Source organism: Bradyrhizobium tropiciagri (assembly GCF_001189845.1).
Lineage (GTDB): Bacteria > Pseudomonadota > Alphaproteobacteria > Rhizobiales > Xanthobacteraceae > Bradyrhizobium > Bradyrhizobium tropiciagri.
Genome location: NZ_LFLZ01000022.1, coordinates 1 through 14,601, shown reverse-complemented (window position 1 = coordinate 14,601; position 14,601 = coordinate 1). Strand labels below are relative to the sequence as shown.

The following is a 14,601-nucleotide window of genomic DNA, read 5'->3' as shown; positions in this document are numbered from 1 at the left end:
CAGAGGTTGTTGATCGAGATTCCGGGTTCGATGCTGCGCATCGCCCCGGAATGACAGGAGAGATGGATGATCCCCGGCGAACTCTTCATCAAGGACGGCGAGATCGAGCTCAATGCCGGCCGCAAGACCGTGACGCTGTCGGTCGCAAACACCGGCGATCGCCCGATCCAGGTCGGCTCGCACTATCATTTCTTCGAGACCAACCCGGCGCTGAAATTCGACCGCAAGAAAGCCCGCGGCATGCGCCTCGACATCGCCGCCGGCACCGCCGTCCGCTTCGAGCCCGGCCAGACTCGGGATGTCCAGCTCGTCGCCCTCGCCGGCAAGCGCGTGATCTATGGCTTCCGCGCCGAGGTGAAGGGGAAGTTGTGATCTTGATCTGACGCCATGAGCACTCTGCCGATGATCGACAGTGAGGTGAGCACCGTGGCCGGGCTCCCTCCCCCCTTGCGGGGGAGGGTGGGGAGAGGGGTATGCCGCACACTCAAGTGAGCGACATCCAGCGCGATCGCGCCAAGCAGCTCCGCCGCGCCATGACGCGCGCGGAAACTTTGCTGTGGCGTCATCTGAAGGCCGATCGTCTCGCTGGTCTCAACTTCCGCCGTCAGGCACCGATTGGCAACTTCATCGCCGATTTTGTCGCGCACGCCTGCAAGCTGGTCGTTGAGGTTGACGGCGAGAGCCACGATTTTGAGGAGCGCATCCGTCATGATGAGCGGCGGGATGCGTGGCTCAAGTCGCGCGGTTATCGCGTTCTCCGTTTCACCAATGACGACGTGATGAAAAACCTTGAGGGAGTGGCCCTGAGCATCGCGGAAGCCGCGGAGCAAGCGGCACCCCTCTCCCTAACCCTCCCCCGCAAGGGGGAGGGAACCCTTCCGCCGATGCGTCCCTTACATCTGATGTCGATGGTGAGGTGCAGCCGTGATGCAAGATGGAGAAGTTGCACGGCGATGTGAGGTGAGCACGCTTCTCAGGCTCCCTCCCCCTTGCGGGGGAGGGTTGGGGAGAGGGGTGAGCCCCGGGCTCCAGCAGTGGACATCTTGCGATCTGCCAACAATCGCCACGAGTTCGGGCGCGAGGGAGCTTCGTAGCCGATGCTTCCCGCAATCCGCCTCATCTCCGAAGCCGCCGATCTCGCCGCACGCCGTCACAACGGGATGGCGCGCAAGGGGCGGGGCAGTGAGCCCTATATCAACCATCTCGCCGAGGTTGCGAACCTGCTTGCGCAGGTGACGGACGGTACTGATGCGGAGCTGGTGGCTGCCGGGTGGCTGCACGATAGCATCGTGGACACCGAGACCACGCGCGAAGAGCTCGCGCAAAAATTCAGCGACCGCGTCGCTTCGCTCGTGGTCGAATGCACCGACGATATGAGCCTGCCGAAGGCTGCGCGCCGGCAAAAGCAGATCGAGGACGCGCCGCATGAATCGGCAAGCGCGAAGCTGATCAAGATCGCCGACAAGGTCAGCAATATCGGCGCCCGGATCGTGCCGCGTCCAAGCAAGGACGAGCGCGACGATCTCGCTGATTATGCGGCCTGGGCCGAGAAGGTCGTTGCCGGTTGCCGGGGCATCAATCCGCGGCTCGACCGCATTTTCGATGACACCATTGCGCGCGCCAGGGCCGCGCTGGCTGAAACTGGGGGCTGACATGTCCGTGAAGACCAAGCGTTCCGTCTATGCCGACATGTTCGGCCCCACCACCGGCGACAGGGTGCGGCTCGCCGACACCGACCTGATCATCGAGGTCGAGAAGGATCTCACCACCTATGGCGAGGAGGTGAAGTTCGGCGGCGGCAAGGTGATCCGCGACGGCATGGGGCAATCGCAGGTGACCAACGCGCAAGGCGCGGCCGATACCGTCATCACCAACGCGCTGATCGTCGATCACTGGGGCATCGTGAAGGCCGACGTCGCGATCAAGGAGGGCATGATTGCCGCGATCGGCAAGGCCGGCAATCCGGACATCCAGCCCAACGTCACCATTGTGATCGGCCCCGGCACCGACGTGATCGCGGGCGAGGGCAAGATCCTCACCGCCGGCGGCTTCGACAGCCACATCCATTTCATCTGCCCGCAGCAGATCGAGCACGCGCTGATGTCGGGCGTCACCTCAATGCTGGGGGGCGGCACCGGCCCCTCGCACGGCACCTTCGCCACCACCTGCACGCCCGGCCCGTGGCACATGGGGCGGATGATCCAGTCGTTCGACGCCTTCCCGGTCAATCTCGGCATTTCCGGCAAGGGCAATGCCTCGCGTCCGGCGGCACTGGTCGAGATGATCAAGGCCGGCGCCTGCGCGCTGAAGCTGCATGAGGACTGGGGCACCACGCCGTCGGCAATCGACACCTGCCTGTCGGTGGCCGACGATTACGACGTCCAGGTGATGCTGCATTCCGACACGCTGAACGAGTCCGGCTTCGTCGAGGATACGGTGAAGGCGTTCAAGGGCCGCACCATCCATGCCTTCCACACCGAAGGCGCCGGCGGCGGCCACGCGCCTGATATCATCAAGATCGCCGGCCTGAAGAACGTGCTGCCGTCCTCGACCAATCCGACCCGGCCGTTCACCCGCAACACCATAGACGAGCATCTGGACATGCTGATGGTGTGCCATCACCTCGATCCGTCGATTGCGGAGGACCTCGCCTTCGCCGAAAGCCGGATCCGCAAGGAGACCATCGCGGCCGAGGATATCCTGCACGATCTCGGCGCGCTCTCGATGATGTCGTCGGATTCGCAGGCGATGGGCCGGCTCGGCGAAGTCATCATCCGCACCTGGCAGACCGCCGACAAGATGAAGAAGCAGCGCGGTTCCCTGCCGCAGGACAAGGGCAACGATAACGATAATTTCCGCGTCAAGCGCTACATCGCCAAATACACCATCAACCCCGCGATCGCGCATGGCGTGTCGAAGCTGATCGGTTCGGTCGAGAAGGGCAAGCTCGCCGACCTCGTGCTGTGGTCGCCGGCATTCTTCGGCGTTAAGCCGGACTGCATCATCAAGGGCGGCTCGATCGTGGCGGCGCCGATGGGCGATCCCAACGCCTCGATCCCGACGCCGCAGCCGGTGCATTACCAGCCGATGTTCGCCGCGTTCGGCAAATCGCTCACCGCGTCCTCGGTCGTGTTCACCTCGAAGGCCGCGGTCACCGGCGGCCTCGCCCGCAAGCTCGGGATCAGCAAAAAGCTCTACGCGGTGCAGAACACCCGTGGGAAAATCTCCAAGAAGAGCATGATCCATAACGACGCTACGCCCGAGATCGAGGTCGATCCGGAGACCTATGAGGTACGTGCAGACGGCGAGCTCCTGACCTGCGCACCGGCCGAGGTGCTGCCCATGGCACAGCGCTATTTTATGTTCTAAAACCGCTCCCGGTAGCCAGAGCGTTTTCGAACGAAGCCGATTTCCGGCTTGCGGAAAGAAAACGCGCCCACAACAGGGCTCGAGACAAAAGAGAAAACCGGGAGGAATTTCCGTGATTTACGTCGTTGCTACGCTGACCATCAAGCCCGAGACCCGCGCCGAATTCATCGCTGCGGCGACGGCCTGCATCAAGGAAACCCGCAAGGAGCCCGGCAACATCGCCTACGATCTGCATGAGAGCGTCACCGACCACAGCAAGATGGTGTTCGTCGAGCAGTGGGAAAACGCCGACGCGCTGGTGCCGCATCGCACTGCCGAGCACATGAAGACGTTCGGCCGGGTCGCGGTGAAGTGCATGGCCGCGCCGCCGAAGATCGAGGTGATCACGCCCGAGAAGGTCGACGTCCGCTAACAAAAACAAGAATGGGAGCAACAGCATGATCTATGTGATCGCCACCACGCCGATGAAGCCGGAAAACAAGGACGACTTCATTAGGGGGCACAAGGCGTGCATCGCCGAGACCCATAAGGAGAAGGGCTGCCTCTCCTATGAGGGCCATGTCAGCGTCAACGATCCCAATCTCTATGTGGTGGTCGAGCGCTGGGAAACCCGCGACGACCTGACCGCGCACAGCAAGGCGCCGCACATGAAGGTGTGGCGCGAATATTCCGCCGACATGAAGACCGGGCCGACGGTGATCGAGATCATCAGCGACGCCAAGGTTCAGAAGCTCTGAGGCATCGATGATCCGCGCAACCAAAGTCCTGGGACAGCATCGCTGGAAGGAAGCGGCAGCCGACACCGTCGTGCTCGATTTCGACGACCGGCACCGGCGGCGGATGGTGATATCAGGGACGCGCGGGCTCGAATTCCTGCTCGACCTCGAAAACGCCGTCGCGCTGCGCGGCGGCGATGCGCTGGTGCTGGAGGACGGCCGCCTCGTCGAGGTGGTCGCAGCTCCAGAGTCGCTTGCGGAAATCCGCGGCAGCGATCCGCATCATTTGATCCGGGTCGCCTGGCATCTCGGCAACCGCCATCTGCCGACGCAGATCATGCCGAAGGGCCTGCGCATCCGCAGGGATCACGTGATCGAGGCGATGGTGAAGGGGCTTGGCGCCCGCGTCATCGAGATCGAGGCGCCGTTCGATCCCGAGGGCGGCGCCTATGCCGAGCACGCGCATGCTGACGCGCACGCGCATGGTCACACCGGGCACGATCATGCCCATAGCCATGCGTACGATCATGGTCACCACCACGGTGAAGGCCATGATCATGATCACGGGCATGACCATGATCACCATCATCATGATGAGCATTGCGAGCACGCCCATCATCATCACGACCACTCCCATGCTCATGACCACAAATGAGCCCGATCCCGCCGCGCTGCGCGGCGGGATGGCGGAGGACGAGGCTGCCGCGCTGTACCGGCTGATGACGTGGCTGTCGCCGTCCTTTCCGGTCGGGGCGTTCGCCTATTCCAGCGGCATCGAATGGGCGGTCGAGGCCGGCGACATCACCGATGCCGCGACGCTGCGGGACTGGCTCGCCACGATGCTCACCGACGGCAGCGGATTTTGCGACGCGGTGTTTCTCGCGCAGAGTTATCGCGCGGCGTCGGAGCCCGGCCACGCCGGGCTCAAGGAGATCGCCGAGCTCGCCGCCGCCTTCGTGCCGTCACGCGAGCGGCAGCTCGAGACCACGACGCAAGGGCGCGCCTTCATCGAGATTGCTCGAGCGGCCTGGAATTCGCCCGGCCTCGACCCCATGGTCGCTGGCTGCGACGGGCCGATCGTCTATCCGGTCGCGGTCGGCATCGTCAGCGCTGCGCATGGCGTTCGGCTGGCGCCGTCGCTGCACGCCTTCCTGCATGCCGTGCTCTCCAACTGGATTTCCGCGGGCGCCCGGCTGATTCCGCTCGGGCAGACCGACAGCCAGCGCGTGCTGGCCGATCTCGAGCCGGCCGTTGCCGCGACCGCCGCGCGGGCCAATGCAGCCGCGCTCGACGATCTCGGCAGCGCGACCTTCCGGGCTGATCTTGCGAGCCTGCGTCACGAGACGCAGTATACGCGGCTGTTCCGGTCATGATGCGCCACCACACCATCCACGCGTCGTCCCCGCGAAAGCGGGGACCCATAACCACCGGCCTTTGTGGTTATGCACGGCCGTGGCCCCAGCGTGTCGTAACAATTGAAGTTCGGTGGTTATGGGTCCCTGCTCCCGTGCGCAATTGCGCACTAGGCAGGGACGACGATAAGAGAGAGCACTCACATGCCCACTTCCCACGGCCCACTCCGCGTCGCGTCGGCGGTCCGGTCGGCTCCGGCAAGACCGCGCTGATGGACCTGCTCTGCAAATCGATGCGCGAGCGCTACGACATCGCTGCGATCACCAACGACATCTACACCAAATGGGATGCCGAGTTTCTGGTGCGCTCCGGCTCGCTGACGCCGGACCGCATCGCGGGCGTCGAGACCGGCGGCTGCCCGCACACCGCGATCCGCGAGGACGCCTCGATGAACCTCGCCGCGGTCGCCGACATGCGCGCGAAATTCCCCGACCTCGATCTGGTCCTGATCGAGTCCGGCGGCGACAATCTGGCGGCGACCTTCTCGCCGGAATTGGCCGATCTCACGATCTACGTCATCGACGTCGCCGCCGGCGACAAGATCCCCTCCAAGGGCGGCCCGGGCATCACGCGTTCAGACCTCCTGGTGATCAACAAGATCGACCTCGCGCCCCATGTCGGTGCGTCGCTTGAGAAGATGGACACCGACGCCAAAAGGATGCGCGGCGAGCGGCCCTTCGTGATGACCAATCTGAAGAAGAGCGACGGCCTTGACCGCATCATCAGCTTCATCGAGACCAAGGGCGGCCTTCGGTCGCAGGCGACGGGCAAGGCGGCCAAGGCGGCCAAGGCGAGGTAGCGCGTTAATCATTGTGGCGGCGCAACCAGTTGCTGGTCCCGTCATCCTGAGGAGCGCGGAACGCGCGTCTCGAAGGATGCACGGCCACCAGCCGGGCCGTTCATCCTTCGAGGCTCGCCCAGCGGCGCAATTGCGCCGCAAGGCTCGCACCTCAGGATGACGGGGTGGTCGTCCGGAGGATCTCCTTCGCCGCAAAAAAGCTGCGCAATCGCCGGAACAAATTCCAACTTTGACGATTAGCAACCTTTGGCGCCGCCAAAGACCGCCGGGTGGCGTCGTCGTTAATGTTGCCGACCGGCTCCTGTTGCGTACCGATGATCGCCATTCCATATTGCTTTGCGGCTGGCGTTCATCGCTCCCTGATTTGTCGCCGCCCCCGCAGAAACCAGATGCCTTCAGTCCCCTTTCGCCACCCCCTGATTGCCGAGTAAGCGTGTGGTTCGACTGGGCTTCATCGTTGCGTTGATTGCGTTGATCGGAGTTCTGCTCTCCGGTCTTGCCGCCTATCGGGTGCACGATCAGGAGCTTGCGATCGACGGCATCGCGCTGGCGCGGGCGATCGACGTCCATGCCAGCCTGGTGCAAGACCGCCTGACCGAGCGCGAGCTGCTGGCACGGGTGGCCTCGGGGCTGTTCAAGACGCCCTCGATGGTGAAGGCCAACATGCTGCAGCCGCTGCGCTCGGCGATCTATGCCTTCAAGACCGATTTCGTCGTCGCCGCCTGGATCGCGCGGCTCAAGCCGAACGAGCTGAGCGCAGCGGAGGCCGAGCTGAAGGCCAACGGCTTCACCAATCCGACGATCCGGGATTTCGACGACCAGGCGCTCGACCTCAAGGCGCTCGACAAGCCGATCAACGTGCTGATGGACGTCGAGCCGCGCAATCCGGAGACCCTGAGCATTCCGGGCCGCGCCTTCGACCGTCACTCGGTGGTCGGCCCAATGCTGGCGCGGGCGATGGCCAACGCAAAGCCGGTGGCCTCGGACCCGGTGCCGCTGCTCCGGCAGAACGGCCCGGTCGGCGTCGTGCTTGCCGCGCCGGTGTTCCAGGAGGGCGCCTCGGAGCCGGCCGGCTTCATCACCTTCTCGTATGAATTGTCGGCGCTGATGCTGACCAACGACGATTCCTCGCTGTTCGCGGTGGCACTGAAGGATCCGCGCGATTCCAACGACGAGTTCACTGCGAACGAGCAGGGCATCGTCACCTCGCGCGCGGTGCGCCAGGACGGCCCGTCGCCGTCGATGGTCCGCACGGTGACGTTCGGCGGCCGTGACTGGTCGCTCGACTATTACGCCAAGAGCAACGCGACGGTGCGGGCGCAGCAGACCGCGACCATCGTCGCGGCGATCGGGCTCGCGCTGACCGGCATTGTCTGCGGCCTGTTCGGCTACGTCGCCTACAACAATTTGCGGCTCAGCCGCGAGATCGAGGTCCGGATCGGCTTCGAACGCCGGCTGACTGCCGTGATCGACGAGCTCAACCATCGGGTCAAGAACATCCTCGCGGTGATCCAGTCGATCGTGACCCGCACGCTGCGGCACGGCGCCGATATCGATGTCGCGCGCGAACTCCTGATCGGGCGCATCCACGCGATGTCGAACGTCGTCACGCTGCTCAGCGAGAGCCAGTGGCAGGGCGTCAAGCTGAAGGGCCTGTTCGAATCGCGCGCGATCCCGCATGCCGACCGGATCGCGGTGAACGGCCCTGATATCACCGTCAGCGCCCGCGCCGCGCAATCGCTGTCGCTGCTGTTCTTCGAGCTCGCCTCGCACTCCGATGAAGGGCTGTCGCTGGTCGGCAAGCATCCGCACATCGTCGCCAATTGGGAAGTGGTCGGCGAGGATGCCGACGCGGTCTTCCATTTCCGCTGGGAGGAGTTCAACACCAGCCAGGCGACGCGGCGGGCCGACAGCGACTTCGGCCTGATCCTGCTCGACCGTGTCGCGCCCGAAGCGCTCGGCGGCACCGCGAAGCGGTACTTCACCGACGTCTCCTATGTCTACGAGCTGACCGCGCCGATGGACACCGTGGTCGACATGACCGAGCGCGACCGCACCGAGCAGTTATCCGCGCCGGTCCGTCCGGCGAAGAAATAGAGCGGCCGCAGCCGCCACAGGTTGTGTCGCTCGAACGCTGCGCGGCTTGATCGTATTCACGATGATGGGAATACGCCGGGACCGACACCGGCATCCGTAATATCCCGCAACCGAGCGTTAAAACTTCGTTGAACATGCTTGGGCATATACCGAGCAGGATACCGTCTGAGGACCCCGATGAGGCTTTGGGTCAGCCTGACCTTGCTCGCGGCAGTTTTGCCGGTAGGGCTGTCGCTTGCCTTGACCCCGGCGACCGAGCCCCGTGACCCCGCGACCGTCAGGGCCGGCTATCGCCGGCCGGACGTCGTTCCCTTTCCGAGCAGCAATCCCTATTCCGAGGCGAAATCCGCGCTCGGCCAGATGCTGTTCTTCGATCCGCTGCTGTCGCGGTCGAAGACGCATGCCTGCGCGAGCTGCCACAAGCCGAGCCTGTCATGGGGCGACGGCCTTCCGCGCGCCATCGGCGAGGACCCGAAGGGCCTGCCGATCCGCTCGCCGACGCTGATCGACGTGGCCTTCTTCGAGCCGCTGGGATGGGACGGCAAGTTCAAGGATCTCGAATCCGTCGCGTTCGGGCCGATCCTCAGTCCGATGAACCTGAACATGACCGAGGCGGATTTGATCGCGCGGCTCTCGGCGATCCCGGGCTATGTCGATGCGTTCGCCCACGCGTTCGGAGACGGCGCGATCACGCGGCCGAGGATCGAGCAGTCGCTGGCGACCTTCGAGCGCTCCATCGTTGCCGGCGAGGCGCCGTTCGACCGCTGGATCAAGGGCGACGATAGCGCGATCAGCGCATCGGCCAAGCAGGGCTTCGAGCTTTTCAACGGCAAGGGACGGTGTTCGTCCTGTCACAGCGGCCCGTCCTTCTCCGACGGGTCGTTTCAGGATATCGGTACCGCCAAGGGCCATGACATCGGGCGCGGCCGTTTCTTCCCGACGTCGGCGAAGCTGAAATACGCGTTCAAGACCCCGACATTGCGCGACGTCGCGCGCCGTGCGCCCTACATGCACGACGGATCGGTCGCAACGCTGGAAGATGTCATCGAGCTGTACAACAAGGGCGGGATCGAGCGGCCGAGCCGATCGCCCGACATCAGGCCGTTGTCTCTGACCGCGGACGAGAAGAAGGATCTGATCGCTTTCCTGCAAACCCTGACCGCCACTGCCCCACCGGTAGCAGGGGTCCCCAAACTGCCGCGCTGACCGCCGCAGAGGGTTTAAAACGGGGCTGGTTAGCCCAGGTGCGGCAGTGCGGCCCCCAGGAGGCCGAGCCCGACGATCAGGAACGCGCCCGCGCAGGTCTCCAGCGTCGCCGCGCGCTCTGCGGATGGTTTTGTCAGGTAGGCGAGGGCCGACCCCACCCCGATACTCACGGCACTCAACGCTCCGAACATCTAACCGGCCTCCCGATCCGATTTGTCCGGGTTTCACTACGACAGTTGAATTGAGCCCCCGTGCCGGAATTAGCTAAAATTCGATGGAACCGGCTGAAAAGACTGCTCTGAGGGACGGGCCGGGGCTTGCCTGCCGCAATTAACCACAATGCAACCAGCGGGTGTCACGGGCAGGCGCAAAGCTTAAAATTTGATATAAGTTAAACAAGTCCTTAAGTGTGTGTGGGCGGTTGGTTCAATGTTTAGTGGGCAGGAGCGAAATGCCGGCTCGGCTGTGCGCTCCTATTTCGCCACGTGCTTTGCAGCGGTTTTGTTTTGCGTTACAGCCGCGCGCAGTGCCGAGGCACATGTCAAATGGTTCTGCGCCTACGATGTTGCCGGTCAGCCCCGGGGACTCGAGAACGTCCTTTGCCTCGACTTTGAACTGCTGCTCGGCGTCGCCGTCTTCTGGCTGTTCGCGGGCTGCCTGATCGAGCCCACATCGCTGGGTGATGCGACGATCCGGGTGCTGGACCGCATCACCGAGGCATTGCGGCTGCGCACCGAGTTGATGATGCGCGCCGTCTGCGCGTTTTTCTTCATCTCGATCTGGGCTGTGGGCGGGATCCTGCTGACACCCGAGTTGAAGACGACGTCACACTTGGTGGGCGCGTTGCAGCTCGGCATCGCCGCCGGCATGCTGTCGCGGCGCACGCTGCCATTGTCGGCCGCGGGGATGGCGGTCCTGTTCGGGATCGGCGTCCGCGGCTACGGCGTCTTCCATCTCGCCGATTACCCGATTTTTCTCGGCGTTGCCGCCTATTTTGCGCTTATCGGGCTGAACAAGGATCTGTTCGGCATCCGGCCGATCGACGTGATGCGGTACGCCGCGGCGGTGACGCTGATGTGGGCCTCGATCGAGAAATGGGCCTATCCGGAGTGGAGCTTCCCGCTGCTGATCGAGCATGCCTCGATGACTCTCGGCTTCGACAATGAGTTCTACATACGCGCCGCCGGCATGGTGGAATTCACGCTCGCCTTCGCCTTGATCTGGACGCCGTTGATCCGGCGCTGCGCTGCGACGGTGCTGACCGGGATGTTCATCAGCGCATGCTTCGAATTCGGCAAGATCGACACGATCGGGCACTCGGCGATCATCGCGGTCCTGCTTGCGATCGTCGCCGACAACAAGGTCCTGCCGCGCGATCGTCGCGCGGCATGGCTTGCTCCGGTCGCGCTCTGTGCCGCGCTGTCGCTGACGTTGTTCGTCTACTATTTCGGCCACGCCGCGATCTTCAAGACGTCGGTCCTGTAAATCGTCGTTGCCTCAAATGGGCTACTTGGCGACGTGGACGGCGAGCTTCATCTTGGGGTGAATGCCGCACAGCACGGTGTAGTCGCCGGGCACGGAGAAGGTGACGTCGAACTTGCTGCCCGGCTGCTGGTCGCCCGAGTCGAAACTGAACGTATCGCTGCTCAAATAAGCGTGATGCAGCAGCTCGCCGTCATCGTTAATGAATCGTAAAGCCTCGCCGCGCTTGATCGAGATCTCGGCGGGCTTGAATTCGCGATCTTTCTGCGAAATGACATAAGGGCCTGCGCCCAAAGCTGCTCCGGCTAGCGCTCCGGTAACGATCGCCGCCGCAAATGGCACGCGGCCGAACCGGCCCAGGCGCACAGCGCGCAACAAGCCTGACTGCATAAGACCCCCGCTTGAACCTCGAACGCCCGACATCGGCACCCCCAGGGTGCAAGTGGCGCCCCCGGATTACCTGTAACGGTGATTATCGCCAGCTGATCTTAACGATTTCAGCATGAGTTCCAGTCACTACTAAGGCAATTTTGAGCAGACAGTCATTTTTCCGCAGCGCTGCGCGTTTCTGCGTAGCTTGAACATCGAGCACTACGGCGAAACGCGGGTATGGATAGCCTATTAGGCAACCTCAAGAGGAAGACCGGTGCAGCCATTCGGTTCGCCACCGGCCGCCTGTCGCGTCTTGCCCTGACCACGGGTTCGATCCGCACCCAGATCCTGATTTTCTGCCTCGCGATGAGTGCCGTTGCCGTCGCGCTCGGCGGATACTCCATCCTCGGCATCCGCCATGCCGGCGATCTGGTGGCCAAGACGTTCGACGAATCCCTGATGTCGATCAACTACGCCCGCGCCGCCGGTGCGGACTTCGCCTCGATGCGGGTCGCGTCGTCGCAGCGCCTGTTGACCACCGATCTTGAGATTCGTGCCAGCCTCGATAGCGAGATCGAGAAGCTCGCGAAGACGCTCTCGGAGGATCTGACGATCGCAGCCGACCGGTCGCAGTCCACACGGGCTGCGCAAGCCGCGGCAAAGGTTCAGGAAGCCGCCGACGCCTGGATGGCGCTGCATCGCCGCGCCGTCGGATCGTCCGTGGAGGAAAATCCGGCGGTCGATCCGCGCGCATCGGGCGCCACGGTCGGCGACGTCGATCGCTACTCCAAGATCGTCAGCCAGCAGGTTGAGCTATTGGTCAACTATACGGCCGGCGACGGCTTTCTGTTCCGGCAAAAGGCGCTCTCGACGATCAAGCGGGACCTGCAGCTCAACGTCGCCGGGCTGACGGTTGCGCTGTTCCTGTCGGCGCTGTTCTCATGGTTGCTGGCGCGCCGCATCATCGGCCCCGTCGCGATTGCATCGCGGGCTGCGCGCAGCATCGCCGGCGGCGACCTCGACGCGACCGTTCCCAAGGGCGGCACCGACGAACTGGGTACGCTGCTGACCGCGATGGAAACCATGCGCGACAACATCAGGCGGATGGTCGATCAGGAGGTGTCGCAACGCCGCTCCGCGCAGGCGCGGCTGTCCGATGCGCTCGAAACGTCGCGCGAAGGCGTCGTGCTGCTCGATGCTGACGGCCAGATCGCGCTGGCCAACTCGCGGGCAAGCGAATTCATCCGCCTCTCGCCGCAGCTTCTGCACTCGGATCGCCTCGATGCCCCGAGCCTGGCGCCGGCCGACGGTGACATCGATGGTTTTGCCAGCGAAGCGCAGCTTTCGGACGGACGCTGGCTGCGTGTCAGCCGCAGCGAGACGCAGGAGGGCGGCGTCGTCCTGGTCTACAGCGATATCTCCGCGCTGAAGCAGCAGAAGGCGGAGCTGCATGAGACCAATCTGCGGCTCGATGCGGCGCTCACGCACATGTCGCAAGGGCTGTGCCTCTACAACAGCGAAGCGCGGCTCCAGGTCGCCAACCGCCGGTTCTGCGAGATCTTCGATATTTCGCCGGAGCTCGTCGTTCCCGGAATGACCATGGAGGACGTGCTCGGCCTCAGCGTCGCCGCCGGCAATCATGGCGAGCGGACGGTCGCCGACCTGCTGAGCGAACGCGAGCGATCGATGGCCCAGCACGAGGGCAACTATCTGCAGCATCTCAGCGACGGACGGATCATCGCCATCGCGCAGCGGCCGACGACCGACGGCGGCTGGCTCGTCACCTGCGAGGATGTCACCGAACAGCAGCGCGCCGAGTCGCAGATCGCGTTCATGGCGCGGCACGATGCCCTGACCAAGCTGCCGAACCGCACGCTGCTCGCCGAACGGATCGAGCTTGCGGTGGCTCAGGTCGGCCGCGGATCCGGCTTTGCGGTGTTCTGCCTCGATCTCGATAATTTCAAGCAGGTCAACGACACGCTCGGGCATCCGGTCGGCGATGAACTGCTGTGTGCGGTCGCGGACCGGCTCAACGCTTGCGTCCGCGAGGTCGACACCGTTGCGCGTTTGGGCGGCGACGAGTTTGCGGTCATCCAGTGTGGCGTCCAGGGCGGCGAGGAGGCCGAACGCCTCGCTCGCCGCATCGTGGAATGCGTCGGTGCGCCCTATGAGCTGAACGGGCATCGCGTCGTGGTCGGCTGCAGCGTCGGCATCTCGATGTCGCCCGGCGACGGCACCACCGGCGAGAAGCTGCTGAAGAATGCCGACGTCGCCTTGTACCGCGCCAAGATGGAGGGCCGGGGCACCTGGCGCTTCTTCGAGCCTGCGATGGACGCCAGCCTGCAGCGGCGGCGGGCGATCGAGCTCGACCTTCGCGAGGCAATGGTCAAGGACGAGTTCTCGCTGTTCTACCAGCCGCTCTATGATCTCCATCTCGACCGCATCTGCGGCTTCGAGGCGCTGCTGCGCTGGCATCACCCGAAGCGCGGATTGGTTCCGCCGGACCAGTTCATCCCGATCGCGGAGGAGATCGGCCTGATCGGTCCGCTCGGCGAATGGGTGCTCGACCGCGCCTGCGAGCAGGCCGTCACCTGGCCGAGCGAGATGAAGCTCGCGGTCAACGTCTCCGCGGTGCAGTTTCGTGATCCCAACTTCATCGACGTCGTCGTCAATGCGCTGGCGGCGTCAAAATTGTCGCCGCGCCGGCTCGAGCTCGAGATCACCGAATCCGTCTTCCTTGCCAACAGCAGCGAGACGCTGGCAACGCTGCACAGGCTGAAAGCGCAGGGCGTGCGGATCGCGCTCGACGATTTCGGCACCGGCTATTCGTCGCTGAGCTATCTGCGCAGTTTTCCATTCGACAAGCTCAAGATCGACAAATCCTTCGTGCGCGATGCGACCGCGACGCATGGATCGAAATCGATCGTGCGCGCCGTCATCAGCTTGGCAGAAGCTTGGCATGACCACGATCGCCGAAGGCATCGAGACGGTCGAGCAGCTCGACCACATGCGCGCCGAGGGCTGCAACGAGGCCCAGGGCTTCCTGATCAGTCATCCGGTCCCGGTGACCGAGATCGCGGCCAAGATCCTCGAATTGAGGAACGGCTTCAAGCCGGCGGCCGTCAAGCAGGCGATGGCGGGCTAAAG

General features: G+C 64.0%; 14 protein-coding genes and 2 pseudogenes. 13 read left to right on the top strand and 3 right to left on the bottom strand.

Annotation, left to right across the window (positions count from 1 at the left end):
• The first annotated feature begins 66 nt into the window (after window positions 1-66).
• The 9 genes and pseudogenes from AKN84_RS18820 (at window position 67) to ureG (ending at window position 6,297) form a co-directional block, all read left to right on the top strand.
• Complete coding sequence (locus tag AKN84_RS18820; RefSeq protein WP_028334688.1) at window positions 67-372, top strand: urease subunit beta; 306 nt, start codon at window positions 67-69, stop codon at window positions 370-372.
• Window positions 373-473: 101 nt separating this feature from the next.
• Window positions 474-959: an endonuclease domain-containing protein gene (locus tag AKN84_RS18815; protein ID WP_128970981.1), complete on the top strand. Its 486-nt coding sequence runs from the start codon at window positions 474-476 to the stop codon at window positions 957-959.
• Window positions 960-1,097: 138 nt separating this feature from the next.
• Entirely contained in the window at window positions 1,098-1,652 is a 555-nt protein-coding gene (locus tag AKN84_RS18810) for an HD domain-containing protein (protein WP_050422161.1), read from the top strand.
• A 1-nt stretch (window position 1,653) separates the two neighbouring features.
• On the top strand, window positions 1,654-3,369 hold the full coding sequence (gene ureC, locus AKN84_RS18805; RefSeq protein WP_050422160.1) for an urease subunit alpha: 1,716 nt from the start codon (window positions 1,654-1,656) through the stop codon (window positions 3,367-3,369).
• Between the two features lie 112 nt (window positions 3,370-3,481).
• Window positions 3,482-3,781, top strand: coding sequence for a putative quinol monooxygenase (locus AKN84_RS18800; RefSeq protein WP_016847277.1), 300 nt, complete (start codon window positions 3,482-3,484; stop codon window positions 3,779-3,781).
• 25 nt (window positions 3,782-3,806) lie between these two features.
• Window positions 3,807-4,106 (top strand): putative quinol monooxygenase, encoded by a 300-nt coding sequence (locus AKN84_RS18795; protein ID WP_021076828.1) that lies wholly within the window; start codon window positions 3,807-3,809, stop codon window positions 4,104-4,106.
• 7 nt (window positions 4,107-4,113) lie between these two features.
• Window positions 4,114-4,740: an urease accessory protein UreE gene (locus AKN84_RS45725; RefSeq protein WP_128970980.1), complete on the top strand. Its 627-nt coding sequence runs from the start codon at window positions 4,114-4,116 to the stop codon at window positions 4,738-4,740.
• A complete protein-coding gene (locus tag AKN84_RS18785; protein WP_050422158.1) occupies window positions 4,721-5,458 on the top strand; it encodes an urease accessory protein UreF in 738 nt (245 codons plus the stop codon). The genes AKN84_RS45725 and AKN84_RS18785 overlap by 20 nt, the downstream gene beginning before the upstream one ends.
• Window positions 5,459-5,641: 183 nt before the next feature.
• A pseudogene (ureG, locus tag AKN84_RS18780) lies at window positions 5,642-6,297 on the top strand (urease accessory protein UreG).
• A 151-nt stretch (window positions 6,298-6,448) separates the two neighbouring features.
• Here ureG and AKN84_RS47415 read toward each other — a convergent pair.
• A complete protein-coding gene (locus AKN84_RS47415; protein WP_157863321.1) occupies window positions 6,449-6,622 on the bottom strand; it encodes a hypothetical protein in 174 nt (57 codons plus the stop codon).
• Window positions 6,623-6,732: 110 nt separating this feature from the next.
• Between AKN84_RS47415 and AKN84_RS18775 the strand changes: the two genes are divergently transcribed.
• Both AKN84_RS18775 and AKN84_RS18770 read left to right on the top strand, forming a co-directional pair.
• Window positions 6,733-8,394 carry a CHASE domain-containing protein gene (locus tag AKN84_RS18775; RefSeq protein ID WP_050422157.1) on the top strand — a complete coding sequence of 554 codons (1,662 nt, stop codon included), beginning with the start codon at window positions 6,733-6,735 and terminating at the stop codon, window positions 8,392-8,394.
• Window positions 8,395-8,571: 177 nt separating this feature from the next.
• Entirely contained in the window at window positions 8,572-9,600 is a 1,029-nt protein-coding gene (locus AKN84_RS18770) for a cytochrome-c peroxidase (RefSeq protein ID WP_050422156.1), read from the top strand.
• A 29-nt stretch (window positions 9,601-9,629) separates the two neighbouring features.
• On the opposite strand, the gene AKN84_RS47410 is transcribed toward AKN84_RS18770, so the two are convergent.
• A complete protein-coding gene (locus AKN84_RS47410; protein ID WP_157863320.1) occupies window positions 9,630-9,791 on the bottom strand; it encodes a hypothetical protein in 162 nt (53 codons plus the stop codon).
• Window positions 9,792-10,101: 310 nt separating this feature from the next.
• Here AKN84_RS47410 and AKN84_RS18765 point away from each other — a divergent pair, with 310 nt between their 5' ends.
• Window positions 10,102-11,085: a hypothetical protein gene (locus AKN84_RS18765; RefSeq protein WP_050422241.1), complete on the top strand. Its 984-nt coding sequence runs from the start codon at window positions 10,102-10,104 to the stop codon at window positions 11,083-11,085.
• A 21-nt stretch (window positions 11,086-11,106) separates the two neighbouring features.
• Here the strand turns inward: AKN84_RS18765 and AKN84_RS18760 are convergent, their stop codons facing one another.
• Window positions 11,107-11,472: a methylamine utilization protein gene (locus AKN84_RS18760; protein WP_128970979.1), complete on the bottom strand. Its 366-nt coding sequence runs from the start codon at window positions 11,470-11,472 to the stop codon at window positions 11,107-11,109.
• A 219-nt stretch (window positions 11,473-11,691) separates the two neighbouring features.
• Here AKN84_RS18760 and AKN84_RS18755 point away from each other — a divergent pair.
• Window positions 11,692-14,599: pseudogene (locus AKN84_RS18755) on the top strand (EAL domain-containing protein).
• Window positions 14,600-14,601 lie beyond the last annotated feature (2 nt).